The sequence below is a fragment of the Streptomyces sp. NPDC007872 genome (assembly GCF_042868165.1).
Lineage (GTDB): Bacteria > Actinomycetota > Actinomycetes > Streptomycetales > Streptomycetaceae > Streptomyces.
The window spans coordinates 137468-158372 of record NZ_JBIAEA010000010.1 but is presented as its reverse complement, the minus strand read 5'-3'; the positions used below and the strand labels follow the sequence as shown (position 1 = coordinate 158372).

General features: G+C 66.2%; 13 protein-coding genes and 3 pseudogenes. 5 read left to right on the top strand and 11 right to left on the bottom strand.

The genetic code is table 11. The features are described 5' to 3' along the window. The first annotated feature begins 153 nt into the window (after positions 1-153). The 3 genes from ACFYNX_RS29440 (at position 154) to ACFYNX_RS29430 (ending at position 3385) form a co-directional block, all read left to right on the top strand. The gene (locus ACFYNX_RS29440) at positions 154-1317 is read left to right on the top strand and encodes an acyl-CoA dehydrogenase family protein (RefSeq protein WP_388665669.1); all 1164 of its coding nucleotides are present in this window, start codon (positions 154-156) and stop codon (positions 1315-1317) included. Then, complete coding sequence (locus ACFYNX_RS29435; protein ID WP_365541766.1) at positions 1314-1727, top strand: RidA family protein; 414 nt, start codon at positions 1314-1316, stop codon at positions 1725-1727. The genes ACFYNX_RS29440 and ACFYNX_RS29435 overlap by 4 nt, the downstream gene beginning before the upstream one ends. Positions 1728-1825: 98 nt before the next feature. Next, the gene (locus tag ACFYNX_RS29430) at positions 1826-3385 is read left to right on the top strand and encodes an MFS transporter (protein ID WP_388665667.1); all 1560 of its coding nucleotides are present in this window, start codon (positions 1826-1828) and stop codon (positions 3383-3385) included. On the opposite strand, the gene ACFYNX_RS29425 is transcribed toward ACFYNX_RS29430, so the two are convergent. The 4 genes and pseudogenes from ACFYNX_RS29425 to ACFYNX_RS29410 form a co-directional block, all read right to left on the bottom strand. Next, positions 3382-4152 carry a hypothetical protein gene (locus tag ACFYNX_RS29425; RefSeq protein WP_388665665.1) on the bottom strand — a complete coding sequence of 257 codons (771 nt, stop codon included), beginning with the start codon at positions 4150-4152 and terminating at the stop codon, positions 3382-3384. The genes ACFYNX_RS29430 and ACFYNX_RS29425 overlap by 4 nt on opposite strands. Positions 4153-4204: 52 nt before the next feature. After that, positions 4205-4801: a hypothetical protein gene (locus ACFYNX_RS29420; protein ID WP_388665663.1), complete on the bottom strand. Its 597-nt coding sequence runs from the start codon at positions 4799-4801 to the stop codon at positions 4205-4207. An 81-nt stretch (positions 4802-4882) separates the two neighbouring features. Beyond that, positions 4883-5005, bottom strand: a pseudogene (locus tag ACFYNX_RS29415) (IS5/IS1182 family transposase); the annotation flags it as partial. 6 nt (positions 5006-5011) lie between these two features. Continuing rightward, on the bottom strand, positions 5012-5761 hold the full coding sequence (locus tag ACFYNX_RS29410) for a transposase family protein (protein WP_388665661.1): 750 nt from the start codon (positions 5759-5761) through the stop codon (positions 5012-5014). Between the two features lie 146 nt (positions 5762-5907). Between ACFYNX_RS29410 and ACFYNX_RS29405 the strand changes: the two are divergent. Continuing rightward, a pseudogene (locus ACFYNX_RS29405) lies at positions 5908-6197 on the top strand (integrase core domain-containing protein); the annotation flags it as partial. 42 nt (positions 6198-6239) lie between these two features. Here the strand turns inward: ACFYNX_RS29405 and ACFYNX_RS29400 are convergent. From ACFYNX_RS29400 to ACFYNX_RS29385, 4 genes and pseudogenes are all read right to left on the bottom strand, one after another. Continuing rightward, positions 6240-6515: pseudogene (locus ACFYNX_RS29400) on the bottom strand (transposase family protein); the annotation flags it as partial. A gap of 161 nt (positions 6516-6676) precedes the next feature. Then, on the bottom strand, positions 6677-7228 hold the full coding sequence (locus ACFYNX_RS29395; RefSeq protein ID WP_388665659.1) for a hypothetical protein: 552 nt from the start codon (positions 7226-7228) through the stop codon (positions 6677-6679). Continuing rightward, on the bottom strand, positions 7229-14110 hold the full coding sequence (locus ACFYNX_RS29390; RefSeq protein WP_388665850.1) for a polymorphic toxin-type HINT domain-containing protein: 6882 nt from the start codon (positions 14108-14110) through the stop codon (positions 7229-7231). 372 nt (positions 14111-14482) lie between these two features. Beyond that, on the bottom strand, positions 14483-18139 hold the full coding sequence (locus ACFYNX_RS29385; RefSeq protein WP_388665657.1) for a LamG domain-containing protein: 3657 nt from the start codon (positions 18137-18139) through the stop codon (positions 14483-14485). A gap of 972 nt (positions 18140-19111) precedes the next feature. Between ACFYNX_RS29385 and ACFYNX_RS29380 the strand changes: the two genes are divergently transcribed. Continuing rightward, positions 19112-19717 (top strand): DUF4328 domain-containing protein, encoded by a 606-nt coding sequence (locus ACFYNX_RS29380; protein ID WP_388665848.1) that lies wholly within the window; start codon positions 19112-19114, stop codon positions 19715-19717. Positions 19718-19764: 47 nt separating this feature from the next. Here ACFYNX_RS29380 and ACFYNX_RS29375 read toward each other — a convergent pair whose 3' ends face one another. The 3 genes from ACFYNX_RS29375 to ACFYNX_RS29365 form a co-directional block, all read right to left on the bottom strand. Then, complete coding sequence (locus ACFYNX_RS29375) at positions 19765-20322, bottom strand: hypothetical protein (RefSeq protein ID WP_388665654.1); 558 nt, start codon at positions 20320-20322, stop codon at positions 19765-19767. 104 nt (positions 20323-20426) lie between these two features. Then, complete coding sequence (locus ACFYNX_RS29370; RefSeq protein ID WP_388665652.1) at positions 20427-20666, bottom strand: hypothetical protein; 240 nt, start codon at positions 20664-20666, stop codon at positions 20427-20429. After that, positions 20663-20905: a hypothetical protein gene (locus tag ACFYNX_RS29365; RefSeq protein ID WP_388665650.1), complete on the bottom strand. Its 243-nt coding sequence runs from the start codon at positions 20903-20905 to the stop codon at positions 20663-20665. The genes ACFYNX_RS29370 and ACFYNX_RS29365 overlap by 4 nt, the downstream gene beginning before the upstream one ends.

Here is a 20905-nt window from a genome sequence, read left to right as displayed (position 1 = left end):
CGGGACGCACCCCGGCCGGGGCGCCACCGCGCGCCGGTACGAGGGCGCCGGGAGGCGGCGCCGGGACGGAGGCACCGATGGACGGTGCCGGGACGGAGGCGCCGTAAGGCGGCGCTGCGACGAGGGCGCCCGAGGGCGCCGGAGAGGGCCCGCATGCCCGCATTCTCGCTCGACACGGAACAGACCACCTGGTGTGCGGAGCTCCGCACCCTCGCCGCCGAGCACCTGAAGCCCCTCGCCGAGCGGGGCGAACCCGGCCGGGTCAACCGCCCCCTCGTCGCCGCCCTCGGCGACCTCGGACTCCTCTCCCGCCTCTTCGACGCCGGCGCCCTCGACCTCTGCCTCCTGCGCGAGTCCCTCGCCCGGGTCTGCACCGAGGCCGAGACCGCCCTCGCCCTCCAGGGCCTCGGCACCCACCCCGTCGCCGCCTTCGGCACCCCCGCCCAGCGCGCCCGCTGGCTCCCCGGAGCCACCGCCGGACGGGCCGTCGCCGCCTTCGCGCTCTCCGAGCCGGGCGCCGGCTCCGACGCCGCCGCGCTCGCCCTCGACGCCGTCCCCGACGGACGCGGCGGCTGGCGCCTGCACGGCGAGAAGCGCTGGATCTCCAACGCCCCCGAGGCCGACTTCGCCACCGTCTTCGCCCGCACCACCCCCGGCGCCGGCTCCCGGGGCGTCACCGCCTTCCTCGTCCCCGCCGACCGCCCCGGCCTCGGCGGCGAACCGCTCGACATGCTCGCCCCGCACGCGCTCGGCACCCTCACCTTCGACGGCGTGCCCGTCGGCCCCGACGACCTCCTCGGCGCCCCCGACCGGGGCTTCCGGGTCGCCATGCACACCCTGAACCTCTTCCGCCCCAGCGTCGGCGCCTTCGCCGTCGGCATGGCCCAGGCCGCCCTCGACGCGGCCCTCGCCCACACCGCCGACCGCCCCGCCTTCGGCGGCGTCCTCGCCGACCTCCAGGCCGTCTCGCACCGGATCGCCGAGATGGCCACCCGTACCGAGGCCGCCCGCCTCCTCGTCCACGCGGCGGCGAGCGCGTACGACCGGGGCGACCCGGACGTGCCCCGGCGCTCCGCCATGGCCAAGCTCCTCGCGACCGAGACCGCCCAGTACGTCGTCGACTCCGCCGTCCAGTTGCACGGCGCCGCCGCCCTCCAGCGCGGCCACCTCCTGGAACACCTCTACCGCGAGGTCCGCGCGCCCCGGATCTACGAGGGGGCCACCGAGGTCCAGCGCACGATCATCGCCAGGGACCTGTACGCCCGCCACCACGAGGAGCGGGGACGGATCCCCGACCGGAAGGAGCCGGCCCCGTGAGCCTGCACCGCCACAACCCCGCCGACCTCGCCCCGCCCACCGGCTTCAGCCACGCGGTCACCGCCACCGGCACCCGCTTCGTCTTCCTCGCCGGACAGACCGCGCTCGACTCCGACGGCACGGTCGTGGGGGAGACCCTCACCGAGCAGTTCACCACCGCCCTCGCCAACCTCCTCACCGCCCTGCGCCACGCCGGCGGCACCCCCGCCGACCTCGCCCGGGTCACCGTCTACGCCACCGACGTCGAGGACTACCGCGCCCACGCCCGCGAACTGGGCGGCGTCTGGCGGAGACTGGCGGGCCGTGACTACCCCGCGATGGCCGTGATCGGAGTCGTGCGCCTCTGGGACGAGCAGGCCCTGGTGGAGCTGGACGGCTTCGCGGTCCTGGACGGGCCCGCGCACGCTTGATCGACTGGTCGGCCTTCCGGACCGGGCTTAGGGTCGAAAAAGTGGGCCGGCCGGCCCACGGCTCCCTCCCGTGAGGGCGTTACGCGCCATGAACGCTCATGCCTAGCACCCCGAAGCCGACGACTCCCACGGTGACCGCACCCCGTGGAGGCGGAGGAGACGGCAAGGGCATCGCCCTGTTCGTGATCGCCTCCTGCCAACTGATGGTCGTCCTCGACATCACGATCGTGAACATCGCGCTCCCGCACATCCAGAGCGCCCTCGGCTTCTCGACCACCAGCCTGGCCTGGGTCGTCAACGCCTACACGCTCACCTTCGGCGGCCTGCTCCTCCTCGGCGGCCGCTTCGGCGACATCCTGGGGCGCCGCCGCGTCTTCATGTTCGGCGTGCTGCTCTTCGGACTGGCCTCCCTCTTCTGCGGGTTGGCCCAGAGCGAGTGGCAACTCCTCGCCGCCCGAGCCCTCCAGGGAGTCGGCGGCGCCATCGCCTCGCCGACCTCGCTCTCCCTCATCACCACGACCTTCGACGAGGGCCCCGAACGCAACCGCGCCTTCGGCGTGTTCGCCGCCGTCTCGGCCGGCGGCAGCGCGATCGGCCTGGTGGCCGGCGGCATGCTCGTCCAGTGGCTCGACTGGCGCTGGATCTTCTTCGTCAACGTGCCCATCGCCCTGCTCATCGCCTTCCTGACGCCCCGGCACGTCAAGGAGTCGGAGCCGCGCCCCGGCCACTTCGACCTCACCGGCGCGCTCACCTCCACGCTCGGCATGGTGGCCCTGGTGTACGGGTTCATCCGGGCCGCCCAGGAGGGCTGGCGCGATCCGTACACGATCGGCTCGTTCGTCGCGGCGGTCGTCTTCCTGGCCGCGTTCATCCTGGTCGAGCGCCGCTCCCAGCAGCCGATCACCCCGCTGCGCATGTTCGCCGACCGCAACCGCTCGGGCACCTACGCCATCATGCTGTGCCTGGCGGCGGCCATCTTCGGCATGTTCTTCTTCCTCACGCTCTTCGTGCAGCAGGTCCTCGGCTTCAGCCCGCTGAAGGCGGGTCTCGCGTTCCTGCCGGTCAGCGCGATCATCGCGGTCGGCGCCGGCCTCACGTCCAACCTGCTGCCCCGGTACGGCCCGAAGCCCTTCATGGTGACGGGCTCGGTCCTCGCCGCCGCGGGCCTCGCCTGGCTGACCCTGACGCAGGTGGACTCCACCTACCTGGGGAGCATCCTCGGCCCGATCCTGGTCTTCGGCATGGGCATGGGCCTGATGTTCGTCTCGCTGACCATCATGGCGCTCTCCAACGTCGAACCGCGCGACTCGGGCGCCGCGTCCGGCCTGCTCAACGCCATGCAGCAGGTCGGCGGATCGCTGGGCCTGTCGATCCTGGTCACGGTCTTCGGCACCGCCAGCCGCAACGAGGCGGAGAAGCAGGTCCCCGCCTTCCTCTCCCAGGCGGGCCCCCTGGAGAAGGCCCGCTTCGCCGAGACCGGCCAGCTCCCGCCGCCCTGGAGCGACCAGGTGCTGACCTCGGGCGTCTCGGCGGGCTTCGTCACGGCCGCGATCTTCGCCGCGGTGGCCGCCCTGATCGCCCTCGTCGTCATCCAGGTCCGCGCCTCGGACATCGAACGCCTCAAGGGCGGGGCGGGCATGATGCCGCCGGGCGGCTAGGGCGTCGGCTCGGGCCGCAGCCGGGCGTACGGCTCCTCGGGGCAGGCGGCGTCCGGCGGGGCGAGCTTGAGGTAGGCGGTCGCGTACTGCGGGTTCTCGATCTCCCTGCCCGGCGCGGGATCCTGGAAGCAGACCCGCCACGCGCTCGGGTCGGCGGGCAGCGTGACGTCGGTGTAGACGCTCTCCGGCCGCACCTTCCTCACCCCGACCGCCTCCAGCATCTCCCCGGCCCGTACGAAGGCCGCCCCGGCGACGTCCGGCATCGTCGGCCAGGTGACCTTCTCGCCGTCCGCCGCGGGACAGGGCGACTCGACGCGCACCACCCCGAGGTCGAGCACGGGCCGGCCCCCACCCCGCTGCCCGCCCGCCGTCTGGAAGCACACCTTCCACCCGTCCGCGTCCCACTGCCCGTCGTCCCGGTCGGAGGCGTCGTGCGTCACGACGTCGTACCCGGCCCCGTCCGCGACCCCCCGCGCTTCCTTGAGCACCTTGCCCACGAGGTCCGGGGGCTCGGCGGGCGTCGGAGACGCGGAGGGAGCACGCGTGGCCACGGCGGAGGAGGGAGCGGCGGACGCCTCCGGCCGACCACTTCCCTTCGCCTCGCCGACACCCCTTTCCGGTCCTCCGGACGGATCGCCGAACAGCAGGAGCCCGCCCCCGAACACCACCAGCACTCCCATGACGACGAACCCCGGCCGCCGCCACCAGGGACGCGCGACGGGGGGAGGGGACGGGGGCGACGGGGGCACGGGCGCATAGGGGTCCACGCCGGGATCGTAGGCCCGCGCCCCGGGCCGCTGCCGACTTAGACGTCGTTTTTTATGGTTGCTGGGCGGAGTGGGCGGTTTCAGGGAAGCCCAGTTCGTCTAGCAGCGAGTCGAACAGCTCCTCCACGAATGTCTCCCTCGCGCGCAGCAGTTCCTCAATCCGAGGCTGCTTCGCCGCGGCCTGGACACCAGCCGTTGAAGCCCACGCGAGAGCACCTTCGGCGTCGGCCGACACCTCCGCATCGAGCTCTCCGCGCTTGTGCCCGATGGCTTCTTCGAACTCGGGGGTGGCCATCCACAGGTTCACGTCATCCACATCCTCGGGTTCCTCGACGAGGAGGGCAGCAGCGTTGTCCAGGTTGAGCCATGCCTGCCAGCGGTGCCCCTGGGTGTCCAGACCGGTCACGAGGGCAACACTGCTGTCGGCGACATCGGCGACGCAAGCCGGTGCATCAGTCCACTCGACCAAAGTGGACAGGTATTCGTCCTCCCAGATGCCTTGTCCCAACTGCAGGGTCTGCCAGCCGCCCGGTCGTGGCTGCCACTCGTGCACGTCGTCCCTCCTCCCTGGACCGGTGCTGTTGAACAGGGGTGCTTCCAACAGCGGGCGCTCGCTGTGCGCAAAGACCAGATGACCTGAAAAGCCCATGGAACCTCCTCGTCGAATACCAGCGCACCCTACGAATTGTCACTGACACCGCCGGCCGACTGTCGCTCCCGACCGACCGACTCACCGGATCAACCGGCGGTAGCCGATGAGGGCTGCGGCTATGCCGACGAAGGTGATGAAGTGTTCAGCCTTGCGTTCGTAGCGCCGGTAGAGCCGTCGGCAGCCGGCCAGCCAGGACACTGAGCATTTTCAGCGTTGACGCTCCAGGGTGAGGATGGCTGCGGCGATCGCGGTCATGCGGTTGGGGCTGCAGCGGGCTCTGCGGAAGATGTGCCAGGTCTTCAGCCTTGCGATGCTTCGTTTGACCGGTGCCCGCGCCGCTGACAGGGCTCGGTTGATCGTCTTCTGGGTTGTGGTGAGGTCCCGGTTCGGGAGCCGTCTGATGGGTGCGGTTACCCAGGGGCCGGCGCCGATGTAGGCGCGGTCGGCGAGGACGGGGACGCCTTGGCGTTCGCAGATCCGGATGATGCGGTGGGTGCGGGCCGCGGTCAGGTCGTGGGTGCGGCCGGGCAGCGCGGGCGAGATCCACAGCAGCTTGCCGGCGGGATCGGCCACGACCTGCACGTTCACGCCATGACGGCGGTGCTTCTGCGAGAAGTCGGCCCGGCTTTCGCCGACGCGGTCGCACTCGGCGAGCGTCCCGTCGAGCAGGACGTAGTCCGGATCGGCCTCGCGCAGGACCCACAGGAGGCCCGGTGCCCGGCCGGACAGGTGCCGGACGACTGCTGTGACGTAGGCGTGGGCGGTGCCGACGGATATGCCGAAGCCTGCGGCGATCTGCGTGAGCGTGTCGTGGCGGCGGAGGTAGACCAGGCCGACGAGGGCACGCTGGTGGGGCGGAAGCTTGCAGCGGCGGTCACCCTCACGGGTGACGGTGAGCATAGATACCCACTCGACCGGAGCATGCGGCAGGTCGAGTGCGGCAGGATGGGGAACCAACAGGGCTCCTGTGCCGATGGGTTGAGACTTCGAACACCTCCCTCAACGGCACGGGAGCCCTGTGCGTTGCGGTCCTCATCCTGACTCGGCCTGGGTCACTCGATCAGTGGCCACTCTGAAAGAACTCAGTGGCCACTCTGAAAGAACTCACTGAACATCTCCGGTTCGAGGGCATCAGCCCCTCGGTCAGGAGCGTCGGTGACGCCTACGACAACGCTCTGATGGAGACCATCAACAGCCTCTACACAAGTCCGAGTGCATCCGTACCAGCGTCTTCCACGACGGCCCCTGGAGAACCGCCTCCGATGTCGAGTACGCCACCGCTGCCTGGGTTGAGTGGTACAACAACCGCCATCTGCCCTCAAGTCTGGGCATGATTAGCCCCACCGAGTTCGAGGCAGCCCACTACGCTGACACAGAACCACAAGCCGACTGATCACCGGCCAGCAAAACACCGGCAGGAGAGTCAGAACGGTTCATTCAGCATCTCGTCGACGTAGCGCCAGGCAGCGTCTGCGATATCCTAGAACCCGCTCCGAGCTGCGAGAACGTCTCGCTCTTCCACAGATGGAGCAGTGTGAGTAGAGCCTGCTTGAAAGAGCCGAGCCTGCGCCAACGGGTGTTGCAAACTCGACGGCGCTCGTGGAGCAGTCAGGAAACATGCTCAATCAGCTCGGGCGGAACTTAGGGCATGGCAGGATATGGAAACCTCTAGGGCCCCTTCGATCGTTGGTGTGATGAGTGGAATCATCACACCAACGACCAGGGGCCCTATCTCGTCGCCACACCCGCTTACCCGCCCATTTCACCCTTCAGCATAGGATGAAAGAGGCTCACTGGAAGACCCAACCGCTTACAGGTAGGCCTTCCATTGGATAATCGGGATTGCCTGATACTGCAACCGAATCTCAGGCTTCACCAGGAAGTCAAAGAATCTCGCAGCCACTTAGGTTCGACCCTAGCAAGGTGGATTCGAGTTTCTTCTGAAATCGGATGATCTAGCAGCCGAAGAGAGGAGGTGAGGCATTCCAGAGTTTTGACGTCCGAGAGCTCACACTCGATGAGGCACTTCTCGATAGGTGTGGCCGCCTCGGAAACTCCAGCTGCGGCAAGCGACATGGCAGCCATACAAAGGTGCGGATCTCCTGCCACGACTGCCGCCATGAGTGACGGGATACCGACCTCGCTCCCCATATGGAGTAGCGCCGAAGCTGCCATGAGCTTGAAGCCGCCCTCGTCGGCCTCGCGGTATACGCGCTCGAGCTGGGGAATCATGAGCGACCCGAACCGACCCATTCGCTCGGCAATCAGATGGGGCGCTTCTCGTTCGGACTTGAACGCTACAGCTACACGCTCGAAAATTTCCGAGGAGCAGACTGCGAGATCGTCCACCGCCCGAACACGAGACTCGAGATCCGATGATTCAAGGGCATCTAGTGCCTTCTTAAGTCGCATCGACAGCTCCATTTACCGCACCCTTGTCACTGTGTATGTATGGTCCCCGCCGAAAGTAGTTCCACCAGGGAACGAGTAACTAGAAGGGTAGTACGGGTTCATCGCCGGTCTCACATCGTGATGGAAAGCCGCCTCTTGACTGAATTGAATCACGTAGTTCTGCCTTTCCCCGAACACTCCACTTCTGCCGAGTTGCCCTGGCGTAGCATCTCTGCCCAGGTCCGTGACAAACATATCACCCTTGGTTCGAGTCATGAATTCGTTTTCTCCTTGCCCGAACTGCAACCTCTGCACCGGGATTGTTTCGCCTACTTCCATTTTACTCACATCTATCCCGGCAATTCCTTGCACGCCCTTCGCGTCAGTGAAATGGGAAAATACAGTTCCACCCCCACTTGGAAGGATGCACTTATTGTGCACCAAGATTGGCGTTTCTCCAGCAAGCACATAGTACGTGTGGAGGTCGGCGACGGTGAAGTTGTACGTCTTTACATGCCTTACGGAGGTGCCATTCCCCTTAACGGCGACAGTGTTGCCCTTGTCTGTCAGCAAGGTCATGCCAGGCTTTAGGTCCTTGGCGGCGACCCAGGTACCCTGAGAGGGCGACCAGAAGGGATGCTCTGCTGTGGCCGTGAGGTTCTTAGTGCCATCCGGGGTTTCGATGGACAACGTGTTGAGGTGCTTGGTCTCCTCGGTGCGGATCAGTTGGGTAACGGGCCGTGCACCGGATTCTCCCGTTTCGGGTTCGGTCGCTAGAACCTTATCGCCGACTTCAATATCTTGAATTTCCTTTGTAGTGCCGTCGGCCATGAGAACGAGCGTTCCGGCGAGGAAACACTGGCCACCAATCTTCGGCAGGGCTCCGCGCAAGCCGACACCTCCGCCGGCTGCTTCTCTATGGGCGAGCATTGCCCCAATGAATCCGGGGACTTGGTACCAGTCAGATTCAGTGTTGACACCGTTCTCGCGCATCCACTGGTCGTAGTTGCTACCGTAGTCGCAGCCGGGTGCTCCAGCTCCGCTTTCTCCCGAGCTGCCATTCCCCCAGCAGTCGTCATCGCCAAATACAGCACCGAAGAGGGATGCAAAATCGGCGGCGTTTTTGATGGTTCCGTAGACGACCTGGTCGAGAATTGTGGAACTACCGTATACCTTGGTGAACCTCCTTGACGTTCCTCCTGCACTGGTGGTGGCTACGGTGCCACCTGACCCGGCCCCACTGCTGGATCCACTAGTTCCACCTCCACCTCCACCTCCGTTTCTGTTTCCCGCTCCACCCATTCCGGAATCAATTGCGTCGCCACTTCCGCAATCATTGATATAGCAGTAGTCACGATTCGGGTCCGAGGGTCCGTCGTCTGTTCGGAGGCCGGTCGGATCAGAGATGCTGGAAGGATTGTTATTGGCATAGCTGTACCCGTTGAGTGACTGATGTTGGTCTGTCGAAAGAATTGGATCGATGCTGATGAACTGTCCCAAGGCGGAGTCGTATTCGCGAGCACCGATATGAGTGAGATTGGTGCCTGCATCAGCGGTCTTACCGAGGAAGTTCTTATCGTCTGGCCACGTGCCGTTGGTGGTACCGCGGGTGGCGCCGAAGGGGGTGGTGTAGCGCTTGGTCAGGATTTGTGTCGTATCCGCGGTGAGGGAGAGGTTGGCGGTGCCATGGTGGTCGGCGGCGAGGAAGTGGAGTTTTTCGGTACCGGTTTCGTTGGTGCGTAGAGAGATGACGGAACTGGCCACGCTGTAGTAGCGGTTGGCCCATTTCTTGGTGTCCTTGAGGTGGACCTCGGTGGCGCCGAGGTAAAGGACAGTCTCGCCTGTAGTGCCAGAAGCACGGCGGATGAGGAGCTCGCCGTCGGCGTCGTAGAGGTAGTCGGTGGTGGCGGTGCCTTCAGTGAGCTTGGTGAGCTTGCCTTCGGCCGACCAGTTCAGGGACTGGGTGGTGGTGCTGCCGACTGTTTCGACGCGGGTGATGGTATTGCCGGTGGCGTCGTAGGTGTAGCGGGCGGTTTCATCGGTGCAGTTGCCGTCGGTGGTGGTGGCCTTCAGCGCGTGCGTGCGGGGAGTGTTGTAGCAGTAGGTGCGGGTGACGGGGGTAGCGGTGTTCTGTTTTTCGGTGGCTCGCTGGCCTGCGGTGTTGTAGGTGTAGGAGGTCCAGTAGGGGGCGGCTCCGCCGAGGTTGGTGATAGTGCGGTCGGTGGTGGCGCAGTTGGCGGTTTTCGGGGTCCAGGCTTCGGTCATGCGGCGTTGGCCGTCGTAGGTGAAGCACTGGAAGTCGGCGCCGTTGCCGGTGTTGGCGTGGTCGAAGATCGAGGTGACGTTGCCGGTGGGGTCGTAGGTATAGGCGGTGTCGCGTACAGCGCCGCGGGTCTGGTCATCTACGTCGGCGCCGGTGAGGCGGCCGGTGCCCTCTTCGTAGAAGTTGCTGAGGAAGACTTTCTTGGTGCCGTTGGTGGTGGAGGTTCCCAGGGTGAGCTGCTGGATTTGGCCCAGGTCGGTGTAGGAGGCGCCGAGGAGGTAACCGGAGGTTCCGGAGAGGCCGATGGGCAGGCCGTAGGGGTTGTAGCTGGTGCTGATGATCTCGCTGGTGAGGCCGCCGCCTGCCGGTTCGGTGGTGCTGCCGATCGTTCCGTCGAGGCGGTAGCTGGCCTTGGCCGTGGTAGTGGCGGTGACGGCTCCTGAGGTGACGAGCGGGTCGTCGGCCGGGAGGGTCAGGGTGGTGGTGGTCGGCCGGCTCATGGAGTCATAGGCGGTGACCTGTTTGGTGTAGGTCTTGCTGCCGGTCTGGCCCTTGCCTCCGGTGTAGCGGATGGAGGCGTCGGGCAGGCCCTTGAGGAGCGAGTCGTAGGTCCATTCGGCCAGACGGTTGGCATTGGTCGCGCTGTTTTGCCACAGGCCGGTCTTACGGCCGAGTTCGTCGTAGCCGTAGACGAGGACCCGCTGTTCCGCGTCCTTGGCTGTCTGGATCTGGTCGAGATCGGTGTAGGACGTGCTGGATGTGCCCTTGTCGGGGTCGGTCGCGGTGTCCTGGCGGCCGTAGAGGTCGTAGGTGTAGGACCACTTGGCGTTGTCGGGCCCGGTGGTCTGCTTCTGCTTGCCGTCGCGGAGGTAGCCGTACTTGACGGAGGTGTAGGAGGCGCCGAGGGTCGCGCCATAGGCGGTGTCGTCGGGCTGGGTGCCGGCGTAGGTGCGGGTCTCGACCGTGCGGCCCAGGACGTCGGTGATGACGCGGGTGGCGGTGCCACCCTGCTGAGCTGTAGTAGCCACTGAGTCACCGGTGTAGGTGGTGAGGACCGGGGCGAACTTCTGTACGCCCTTGACCAGGAACGTGGACTTGACCTGGCGGTTGAGTCCGTCGAACTCCACGCTGTACTGCTGGGGCGCGCCACCGTATGCGGCGCGGCTGTAGGTGCTGGTGGGTGCGGTGGTGGAGTCGAAGATGTCGGCGTAGGTCTCGTAGGCCAGGCCGCGGTCGTTGTAGCGGGTGTCGGTCAGGATGCGGCCGCCGTTGGGGGCGGGGGTCTGGGTCTGGAGGGGGCGGAGCAGGGAGTCCACCAGGGTGTAGCTGGTGTTGTAGCTTCGGCCGTCGGCCTTGAGGGTGGAGACCGAGGTCCAGGAGGGGGCCTTGGTCTGGTTGATGCCGTAGTCGAAGGTGGCGGTGGCGGTGTCGCCGCCGGACTTGGAGCGGTTTGGTGCCCAGGTCGCGGTGAGACGGCCAAGCGCGTCGTAGGTGTTGTCGGTGCGCTTGAGGTTGGCGTCCAGAGTGTAGGTCACCGAGCCGCGTGCGGGGTCGTAGTAGGTGAGGGATTCGTGGGCTTGGCCGTTGGCGAGCTTCGGCGTGGTGAGGACCATGGAGGTGACCGGGCCCGCGGCTGCCGGGTAGTAGGCCGTGGTGGTGACCTTGCCGGCGGCGTTGGTCACGGTGAGGGGGCGGCCGAGTTTGGCGGTGGCGCTGTCGTAGGTGATTTTGGTCAGGGTCTGCCAGGCGGTGGGGTGGCGGTCGTCGGTGCTGCCGGCGACTGCGGTCGGGTATCCGTTGGCGCGGCCGGTCCAGGTGGGCAGGCCGAGTGTCGGGGTCTGGGCTGCGAGCCAGCCGGTGGCGGCGGTGTTGTCGTAGACGGTGGCGGTGTCGGACAGGACGTCACCGCGCTGGTCCGGGGCCTCGGCGGGTGTGTACTTGTGGGTGATGCCGGTGGGCATCTTCAGCTGGCCGTCGGTGACCGAGCAGGCCTGTCCTATGGTCCGGTTGCGGGAGACAAGGCTGGTGAGGCCCTTGGCGTCGTTACGTGCGTACCAGGTGCGGGTGCAGGTCTCGTCGCCGGTTGCCGACCAGTCGCCGTGGTTGTCCGTGCGGATGACCATGCCGTAGCCGTCGTAGGTGGTGCTGACGGCTGTGGTGCGCCACTTCTTTGCGGCAGTCAGGTAGGTGTTGGTGTAGGTCCGTGCGGTGCGGACGTAGCCGGCGGTGGTGTGGGCGTAGGACTTTTGCTGGCTGGCGGTCTGCTTGTACCAGAGGTCGTTGACCTTGTTGCCGACGGCAAGGGTGCCGTTGTAGGTGATCTGCTGGCGTAGCTGGCCTGCGTACTGTTCGCTGTCGGTGATGTCGCCGATGGTGACTTCGTCGCCGGTGTTGCCCGCGATGTTGTCGATGTCGATGCCGGGGACGGTGACGCTCTTGGTCAGCGGTTTGCCGTCTGCGTCTTTCGCCAGGCGCCGGTCGCCGTGCATGCCTTGCATGTACAGGCTGGTGGTCTTGGAGCGGGTGTTGCCGACTGATCCGGTCTGTACGGTCACCTTCTGGTAGCCGCGCCAGGAGGACCAGGTGCGTTGCTTTTCCTTGGTGAAGGGGTCGTCGTTGTAGCGCCAGGCCGGGTTTTCGTAGGTGTAGGCGTTTTCGACGGTCAGGTTGGCGCCGCCGGTGTCGGCGGTGCTGACCGCGATGACCCGGTACTTGTTGAACCAGTCGAGCTGGGGGTCGCCGCCGTTGACCGGCCAGTACACCGGGTAGCAGGAGAGGTTGTTGTTGTCTTCGGCTGCGGGCATCTTCGCGCCGCGGACGCACTCGGGTTCGGAGAGGGCGACGCTGGTGATCGCTCCGGTCTCGGAGATGATGCTGGATATCCGCGGCCGGGTCAGCGGCACGATGTCGTCACCGGGCACGTCGACGCGGTTGGCGCGCTGCTGGTAGGTGAAGCCGATGGTCGGCAGATCGATGGCGGTGCCGTTCTTGCCGGTCCGCTTCAGTCCGGTCAGGGTCCATACCTGGTCGGAGCTGTTGCCGATGTCCTGGCCGTCGAAGATGTCCTGGGTCAGGGCGTAGGTGTCGACCGGTTTGTAGGCGTCGGGTTCGGCGGCCCTGGACCAGACGTGGGTGTTGATGGTGGTGAGGATCTTCCGGGTGAAGAAGGCCGGGCCGAGGGCCTTGCAGTCCGTCTTGGTGGAGGCGCAGATGGAGTCGAAGGGGACATCGGGCCAGTTGTCGGCCGTGTCCTCGGTCAGTGTGTCGCAGCCTCCGCCGTTGTCCTTGCAGCGCTCCTTGTAGGTGAAGGTCACCTTGCCGGAGGGGGTTGCGGTGAAGAGGGTGTCGGAGCGCTGGCCGTAGCGGATCTCGTCGAGGTAGCCGCCGCGGTTGTACTCGGCGAGGGCGGTCTTGTCGCCGTTCTTGGCGTAGTGGTTGGTTTCGGCGGTGTACCAGTAGGTGGAGGCGTTGCCGTGGATGTCTTCGACCAGGTCGAGGTTCCAGCGCCATGCCTGCTGCTTGGCCCGGCCGGAGAAGGTGGTGCCGGTGGAGTAGCCGGGCTCGCCGGAGTCGTCGCCGAAGACCGGGACGGTCCAGACCGAGTTGGTGCGCTCGGTTCCGGCGCCGTTGAGCTTGTTCAGTCCGAAGGTGTAGGTGGTGCCGTTGCCGGTGACGACCTTCCAGTACTCGCCGGCGCCGTCGATGTTGTCGTCGCCCTGGTCGCCGTTGTCGGCGCCGGTGGCGTGGGTGACGATGGAGGCGTCGTCGTTCTTCAGCCGCCAGTGGTTGCTGGTGTCGTCCTTGACGAGTTCGGTGGCCTTGCCGTTGAGGACGAGGGAGGCGTTTTCGTACTTCCAGCACTGGTCGTGCTTGCCGGTCTGACCGTCGTCGTCACATGAGCCGTACTTGCGCTCGATGTAGGAGGAGGTCAGGTCGAAGCCCTCACCGACCAGGGAGCCCTGGTTGTTGGTGTTCGCCGTGCGGCCGTCGACGCTGCCGGAGTCGTAGGAGATGCCCAGGGAGGGGGCGGGGCCGGCGGCCGCTGGGGGGACGGAGATGGGATAGGACCAGGTGAAGGAGCCGGAGGAGCCGCCGGCTTCCCAGGAGGATGAACTCGACAGCGGGGTCGCCGTGTAGTCACCTGAGCCCTTGTCCGAGCCGCCGGTCGTCGTGGCGGCCAGAGCCATCACCTGTGGAGCGGTGTCGAGCCGTACCTGGCTGGCGGTGACCGTCTGCTGCCGGGCGTTGTTCTCGGAGGCGACCGGTGTGGTTTTCCGGCACTCGGCTTTTTGGGGGGTGGTCAGCGCACAGACGGGAAGCGATACCAGGCCGAGGCGGGTGGCCCAGGCGCCGCCGATCGCGGAGGCGAAACTGCTGTAGTCGACCTCGACCTCGGCAGCGCCCTGGTGCTGGGCTGCCACGGTGAACAGCACGCCGGTCACACCGGCCGCGCGGGCTGCTTTCTGGTCGAGCACCTTCACCGTGGATGCGCCGGACGCGGAGGGCTGGGTGAGCCGGGCTTCTCCCTTCCTCTCCGCTTCCCGCAGCTTCACCAGCGGTGTGTCGGTGGGCGTGGAGGCGAGGCGGCCGGTGAGGATCTGGGCTTTGGGCCAGTTGCTGCGGGCCCGCTCCTGCTCGGCGTGGATGGCCATCTGCCGGTTGGCGGCTCGCTCCTGAGCGACCTTGGCCCGTTCCTTCTTCGCGCCCGGTTCGGTGACGGCATGCACCTTCACCGGGGTGGAGGCGGGAACTTCTGGGCGTCCGGGGAGCTCGGCGGCTCTTGCCAGGGGCACCAGGGGTGTGGGTATCGACAATGCCAATGCCAGTGCGCCGATCACGGCACCTTGGCGTCTACGCAGACGTGAGCGTCTGGACACGACGAGAAGACTCCTTCTGATCTTGGTACAGGTATGAGGGGGCCGGGATGCCGGCCCGGAAGGCCGGCCGCAAGCTGGGGCGGGGAGCGCTTGAGTGCTCCCCGCCCCTGGGCCGCGGTGGGCCGAAAGAGAGAACCGCTGTCGGGGTTAGGGGCCGACGACCTGGTCCACCTGGTTGGCGTTGCTCATTGCACCGGCCCATACGCGGATGTCGCTGATCTTGCCGGGCAGGTAGCTTCCCCAGGCGCTGGCGATCCGTTCCCTTCCGACGGTGAAGCCGGATCCGGTCTGAGCCTGGTAGGCCGTCAGGCTGCCCTCTTCGGTCGTGCCGGTATAGAGGGTGATCGTCTGCGAGGCGGCGTCGAACACTCCGGTCAGGCGTACCGGGCCTTCGGGGTCGCGAAGTTCCATGCTCTCCACCAGGCTGGTGGCGTTGGAAGACCAACGGCCGAACTTCCAACGCCCGGCCACGACCTTCTTCGTGATCGGGTTGCCTTCCTCGTCACGTTTGATCGTGCCGTCCGGATGACGGTCGTAGTCGTCGACCATGCGGGCCTTTTCGAACCAGATGCCCCAGGAGGGCCCCGTCTGGTTGTGCTGGCCCAGGACCTGCACACGGGAGCCGTCAGCCATGGAGACCAGCTTTTCTGCATCCACATCCACTGCGGCGGTCACGCTGAACGAGCCGGTGTCGTCCACCAGGGGGCGTGCCGTCGAGGCGGAGTCGTCCGTGCCGTCCAGAACGAGGTGCTCATCGGTCAGCGAAGCGCCAGAAGCCATCGTCAGGGTATTGCCGTAGCCGCTGCTGTCCTGAAGGGCGGAGCTGGTTGCGGCATTCGGGTTGTATTGGGCGACGAGCTCGACGTAGCCCTGGTTGTTCGCGTCCTTGTTCCCGGCTTCTTCCTTCATGGACTGGTCTGTCAGCGCGCGCTGCCAGATGGCGACTTCGTCGATTTCGCCGGGGAAGTAGTCACCGTAGGCGCCGGCGTACTTGGCCCGTCCGACCTGCAGTCCGCCGGTAGAGGCCCATACGCCGGTGGTGAGGGTCTTGGTTCCCTGCAGGACGCCGTTGACGTAAAGGGAGATCTTCTTCTTGGCCGGGCTCGGGTCCACGACGAGGCCCAGGTGTGTCCAGGCGCCGGGCTGCGGTGACTTCTGCGCGTCGATCCGCTGGGAGGCGAGGGAGGCCGAGTCGGAGTCCGCTTCGGGCAGGCGTACGCACCAGGTCTGTACATTGGCGCAGTAGCCCAGATAGAAGGCGCTGTGCCGGTTTCCGTTCTGCCCCACGACGGTGGCATTGAGAGAGCCGGCGGCGTCGATCCGGGCCCATGCCGTCACGGTGTAGGCCGACAGGGTCTCGACCACCTGCTTGGTGGTCGAGGCGGCTCCATAGGCGGCAGTGGTCAGGGCTATGGCCTTGTCCTGAATCTTCTCGCCTTCGGCTGTTGCGAGCTGACCGCGACGGCCGTGGTCGGTGCGTATGGCGCCGGAAGCGGTGAGCGTGAGGTTGTTTCGCAGGGTGAGGTCCTGGGTGGAGCTGTCCATCGCGACGCCGGACGCTTCGTCGAAGCTCCAGCGGCCGATGTGCCCGCTCCCCTCCTTCACCAGGAACTTGACCGCTCTCTCACCGGTACGTCCCTGCGCGTCTTTGGCCGAGACGTTCAAGATGAATGTGCCGGACAGTGGTGGGTCGATGGTGGCGGTGTACGAGCCGGAAGTGGCGGCCTTCCACCCGCTCCAGCTTGTGTCCGTGGACAGCTTGTATTGGTAGTGGGTGTTTACATCGCCCGGGGCGGGAGTGAAGGTGACCTTGCCTTCCATGCTGGGAGCGCCCGCGGGCGTGCACGAACCGCCCGTAAGGCACTCGGAGTACACCGAGGTGAACTTCACGACGGGGGGCTTGGGAGCTGTGGGGTCTACCTTGAAGTAGCACCAGGGCGTGGCGCTACTGCTATGTGCTCCGGTGTAGGAGGTGTCGGGGAACGACTGAGTGAAGGCGTGGTAACGGTAGAGCGTCCCTTCCTTGAGAGGAACATTCCAGTCCATTTTCTGGTTGTCCCAGTCCTTCTTGAGGACGTTATAGGGGACGTCGTTCGTGGTCGGGGCCACGGAACCGGTCGTCGGCTCCGGCGCATCGAACCATGTGCCGTCCGAGTTCTTGCCGTCGACGTCGTAGTACACCCGCAGCAGGGCAGCTCTGTCGCCACCCGTCATCACACGCGGGGTGGCCGCCAGCGTTGGAGTGGGGTCGGAGATCGTGGTCGGCGCCGACTCGGACTTGCTGCAGATATGAGCGGATCCTGTTTCCGAACCTGATGAGAGAAAGCCGTACTCGCCGGGTGTGGCCGGCTTGCTCATGTAGGTGACCCTGATGACGGCGTCGTCGTCGAAGCGCTTCCAGGATTCGGTGGCCGTCTCGTCCTGCGCCGACAGTCTCAGCGTCAGAAGGCTCAGCTTGCCGTCGGCGAACGAGCGGACGGTCTCGGTGAGGTTCTCGTCAACCTCGCCGGGGTTGTCGTTGAACTCGATCGCCGCGCGCGGCTGGGAAGGCGAGCATGCTGTTCCACGGCCCGCCGAGACGTAGCGGTCGCCCATGTGGTCCCGGGCAGTCGGGCCGGGCCACTTCGAGGACTGGGAGATGGGGTCAGTGCGCTTGAGATCCACCCATTGAGGGCTGCAGGAGAACGACCACGTCTCGGTCACCGCGAAGGTGGCATCCAGGATGTGCTTGCCCGTGAGCTTGGTGGGCACGAACTCGAAGTACATGCGGTTGATGTGGCCCGGACCGCAGTAGTACGACACACCGTTGATGACGCCGATGCCGCACTTGCCGACGCTCATGCCGTTGTCGCCACCGGAGAAGTTGTAGAAGACATCACCGTCCGAGGACAGGACCGTGCGCTCTGCCTCGTTCAGCTCCACCGAGGGGTCGATGTAGAGCGGGAAGTCCTTCGCTTCGGTGGCCGCGATGAGACCGGTGTTGGGTACGACTCTCAAAGAGCCCGGCTTCAGCTCGACATTCATCACCGCAGAGTCATCACCCGCTCCGGGTCCGGCCAGCGGATCACCCTCCTGCGAAGGAGCTACCAGTTCCGGTATCCCGCCCTGTGCTGTAGAGCTCTCCCCGGTCATTCCTGGAACAGCACGGAAGCCGGCGCTTTGCGCGCTCGTTCCTGTGGTCGCCTGTGTCGTGCCATCGCTGCCGGCGGAGTTCCACATCCGGGCGGTCGGGGAGCGGAAGACCACCTGGCCGTTGCCGTCCAGTGCTTCCACGCTGCCCACCGCGCCCTCACGCAGGTGCAGCCCATCGGCCTTCAGGCCGTACTCGATCGCCTTCAGTTCCGGCAGAGCCGCGGCCTGGGGAGTCTCGACTTCGAGCACCTGACGGAAGCCCTCGGTCGTGGCCGTCAGGATCAGATTCACATCCGGTAGGACATTGTCGTAGACGGCGCGCTCGCCTTCGAGGCGGGGCTCGGGCAGCCGGCCGGGCCAGCCCATCGACACCGACTGGCCGTCCTGCCCGATCGACACCAGGTTCCCGCCCTCACCCCCGGCGGAGAACGACAGGTCTACGGCGGCGGCCTTCGGGCCGATCGAACCATCCTGGCGGCGTACCAGCGTCGCGTCCGGTGCTACCCAGCCGTTCCCGGTATCCACCCGGACCGGAGCGATCGACTTCTCCAGAGTGAAGGTGGCGCCATCAGGGTTGGCGAACACAGTCTCCCGCTCTGTCCGTTCCTCCACCACCTCGACTCGGTTACCGGTGCTAGCGGCTTCTTCGAGTGCCCGCTCGGACTCCGTCACAGCAGTCGCGGGAACTTCATCCGCGGCCGCAGAACCTGCCGCCCACGCCGGCACAACGCCTGCCAGCAGTGCGCATGCGGCCGCCAGGGCAAGAGCACGCTCTCTTCTGCGGGCATGCCGAGCACGCCTTAGTCTCACGTTCATTCCCCACCCGTAGCTCCACCGGACGCCACATGCGCACGGCCTGACATGACATGCAGATCGCATGCACACGAAGTGAAGATCAAGAAATTTATGTGATCTCCCGGTGTCAGGGATCCAACGGCTTGGAAGCTGGGCCGTCAACGCCTTCAACCTGCGCAAACGAGCCTTACCGGGGCGCAGATCCGACATCACTCCCGTCCAGCGCGAGCAAATCGGACACACATCCTGATTTGGTGTGACGGGGATCACTGAAGTGCTTCGTCTTTGAGGGAACTATCTGTCATGTTCCGCTGCGCAGAAGGCCACAGGTCTGCGTCAGGGCGATTGGATGACCGGGGATGCCCCAGCAGCCGCAGAGAATGGACGGTTCAAACTGGGGCTTAGGATGACAGAACCGGACGGCCGACGGGGTGGCGCCCGATATCGAACGCTGCACACTCCTCCCCACGTCTCCCAGAACAGGCGCGGGTGGCCGCCGACTGCGACCGCGACACTGCGGCGCCGACCAACAGGCAGGTAAGCGACGGCACGGAGTCAGGAGCGAAGCCGAGGCTGACCCCTGGTCTCATGCTTGGCTTGCGCGCGAAGCTGGGAGCGGTCTGTCGTATGACAATCGGGATGCTCTGCGCTCGTACCTGGCGTAGCTCTCTTCCATGGACGGTTGGGCCATCCGTGGCGTAGCTTCCCCCTGCACGCAGTCTGCGGGCACATTCCTGTTCCATGCTCGTGGAGGGCCATACCGCCATGTCCTCTTCCTCTCTTGGTTTCTTGCGCCCGCGTCCCGCTCTGCCCGCCCGGGCGCCCGGCCCCAGGCGCGCCTTGCTCATCATGGTGTGCGTACTGCTCGCGGCAGTCGCCGCGTGTGATCTGTTCGCCGTGTACGCCGGCTTCCGGGCCCGCTCTTCGATCCAGGGGGAAGGCGGCTTCCTGTTTGCACGACAGGGCGAACTGAATGCAGCAAACGCACTGTTCGCGACAGTGGACCGGTTCTACGTCCTGGGGATGACGCTCTGTGCCGCAGTCTTCATCACCTGGTTCCACCAGACGCGACGGGCCACCGAAGTGCTGGCACCACACGGCTTCAGCCGAGGCGCCGGCTGGGCCATCGGGGCTTGGTTCATTCCCGGAGCGTTCCTGTGGATGCCGTACCGGATCGCCGTCGAGATGTGGACTGCCTGCCAGCGGAACTCCAGCCGCAATACGGGCTCGAGCGCCTCTTTCTGGCCGGTGAACCTCTGGTGGGGCACCTTCGCCAGCTCGCTCCTGCTCCGCTGGTACTCCGGCCTCCGCCACGACCGGGCCAGCGACCTCGCAGAGGTACGGGACGCCATAACCCTAGGAATAGCAGGCGACGCCCTGAACGTGCTCGCAGCAGGAGCGGCGGGATACTTCGTCATCCGGCTGACCCGCTTTCAGGCCGCAGCAGGCCGTTGATAGACACCTGAATCAGGCGACACGGGCGGGGTGGTCTGCCCGTCCCGTTAGAGACCTGACGGGTGGCTGGAAAGCCAGTCGGCGTGCCGATCGCGCATCCGATCCCGCTCCCCGGGCGTGGTGAGGAACACATCGGCGCCGCCGTCGTAGGGGTGGTGGATACGTCGTATCTGGGTGTCAGTGATGAGGAGTCCCGCCATTTTTTCGCCAGCGATGTCACGAAGCAGCTCGTCGAGGCAGCCGTATCGCCAGGATCGGCGAGTGGCGAAGAGGTGGCAGTAGGTACGGAACTCCGGGTCTGGATCGTCCTCGACCAGCAGGGTCTGCCAGTAGCTACCGTGTGGCTGGAACGGTGGAACCTCGGCTTCGGTCGTCCAAACCGGGGTGATCACGTAGACATCCCCACCGGCGAACAACTCGTCCAGGACGGTGTTGTACCGCTCCAGGACGACAGCGTATTCGTTCTCGCCCTCTGCGTATCGCTTCGACTTCGGCAGGCTGTGGAAGCGCACCCAGAGATCCCGGTACGGGTCGCGGAGCTTGTACCCGACCGGAGGGCAGTTGGGCCAGTGCTGCTGCCACAGCTCGGTCAAAGCCGTTTGCACGCCCCCAGACACTTTGCTGCACCCGTCCTCTCGTCATCGGATCCCGTTGACGCCCATGATGCCCAGTTCCCCTCCACCAACAGAAACGACGTCTTATGCCCGGATCAGCGACCGCACCGGCCGCGCCGACTGCGGGCGTTGGCCTCGGCGACGAGGGCGCTCAGCAACTCCGCGCCGGTGAGGGGGTGGAGGTCCGCCGGGGCGACGTCCCACGGGACGCCGCCGGCGAGCGGGCGGAGCCGGAGACGCGGGCCGTCCGCCCCCGTGACACGGCCCACGAGGTTGCGGGTGGTGTCGAGGACGACCGCGCCGACGCGGGGGAGGCCGCGGTCCTCGCCCGTCACCGTGCGAGCCCGTTCAGGATCACCTCGGCGAGCGCGTGGGCGACGGGTGCGGAGCAGACGCCGAGGTGGACGAGGGCGTAGGAGGTCTCGCCCTCGCGCTCGTCCGGCCACGGGCTGCGGATGTCCATGGCGGGGAGCTGGACCCCGGCCTGAGAGAGGGCGGCGGCGAGGGCGTCCCGTGCGTCCAGGGCCTCCTGGATCTTGGGCGTGGTCTTCGGTTCGCGCGGGGTGGGCGTCAT

Excerpts from the sequence above, each read along its gene's own strand:
- ACFYNX_RS29440 (WP_388665669.1), top strand. The coding sequence starts at position 154 with ATGCCCGCATTCTCGCTCGACACGGAACAGACCACCTGGTGTGCGGAG.
- ACFYNX_RS29430 (WP_388665667.1), top strand. The coding sequence starts at position 1,826 with ATGCCTAGCACCCCGAAGCCGACGACTCCCACGGTGACCGCACCCCGT.
- ACFYNX_RS29420 (WP_388665663.1), bottom strand. The coding sequence starts at position 4,801 with ATGGGCTTTTCAGGTCATCTGGTCTTTGCGCACAGCGAGCGCCCGCTG.
- ACFYNX_RS29395 (WP_388665659.1), bottom strand. The coding sequence starts at position 7,228 with ATGGAGCTGTCGATGCGACTTAAGAAGGCACTAGATGCCCTTGAATCA.
- ACFYNX_RS29390 (WP_388665850.1), bottom strand. The coding sequence starts at position 14,110 with ATGGCCATCCACGCCGAGCAGGAGCGGGCCCGCAGCAACTGGCCCAAA.
- ACFYNX_RS29380 (WP_388665848.1), top strand. The coding sequence starts at position 19,112 with ATGGTGTGCGTACTGCTCGCGGCAGTCGCCGCGTGTGATCTGTTCGCC.
- ACFYNX_RS29365 (WP_388665650.1), bottom strand. The coding sequence starts at position 20,905 with ATGACGCCCACCCCGCGCGAACCGAAGACCACGCCCAAGATCCAGGAG.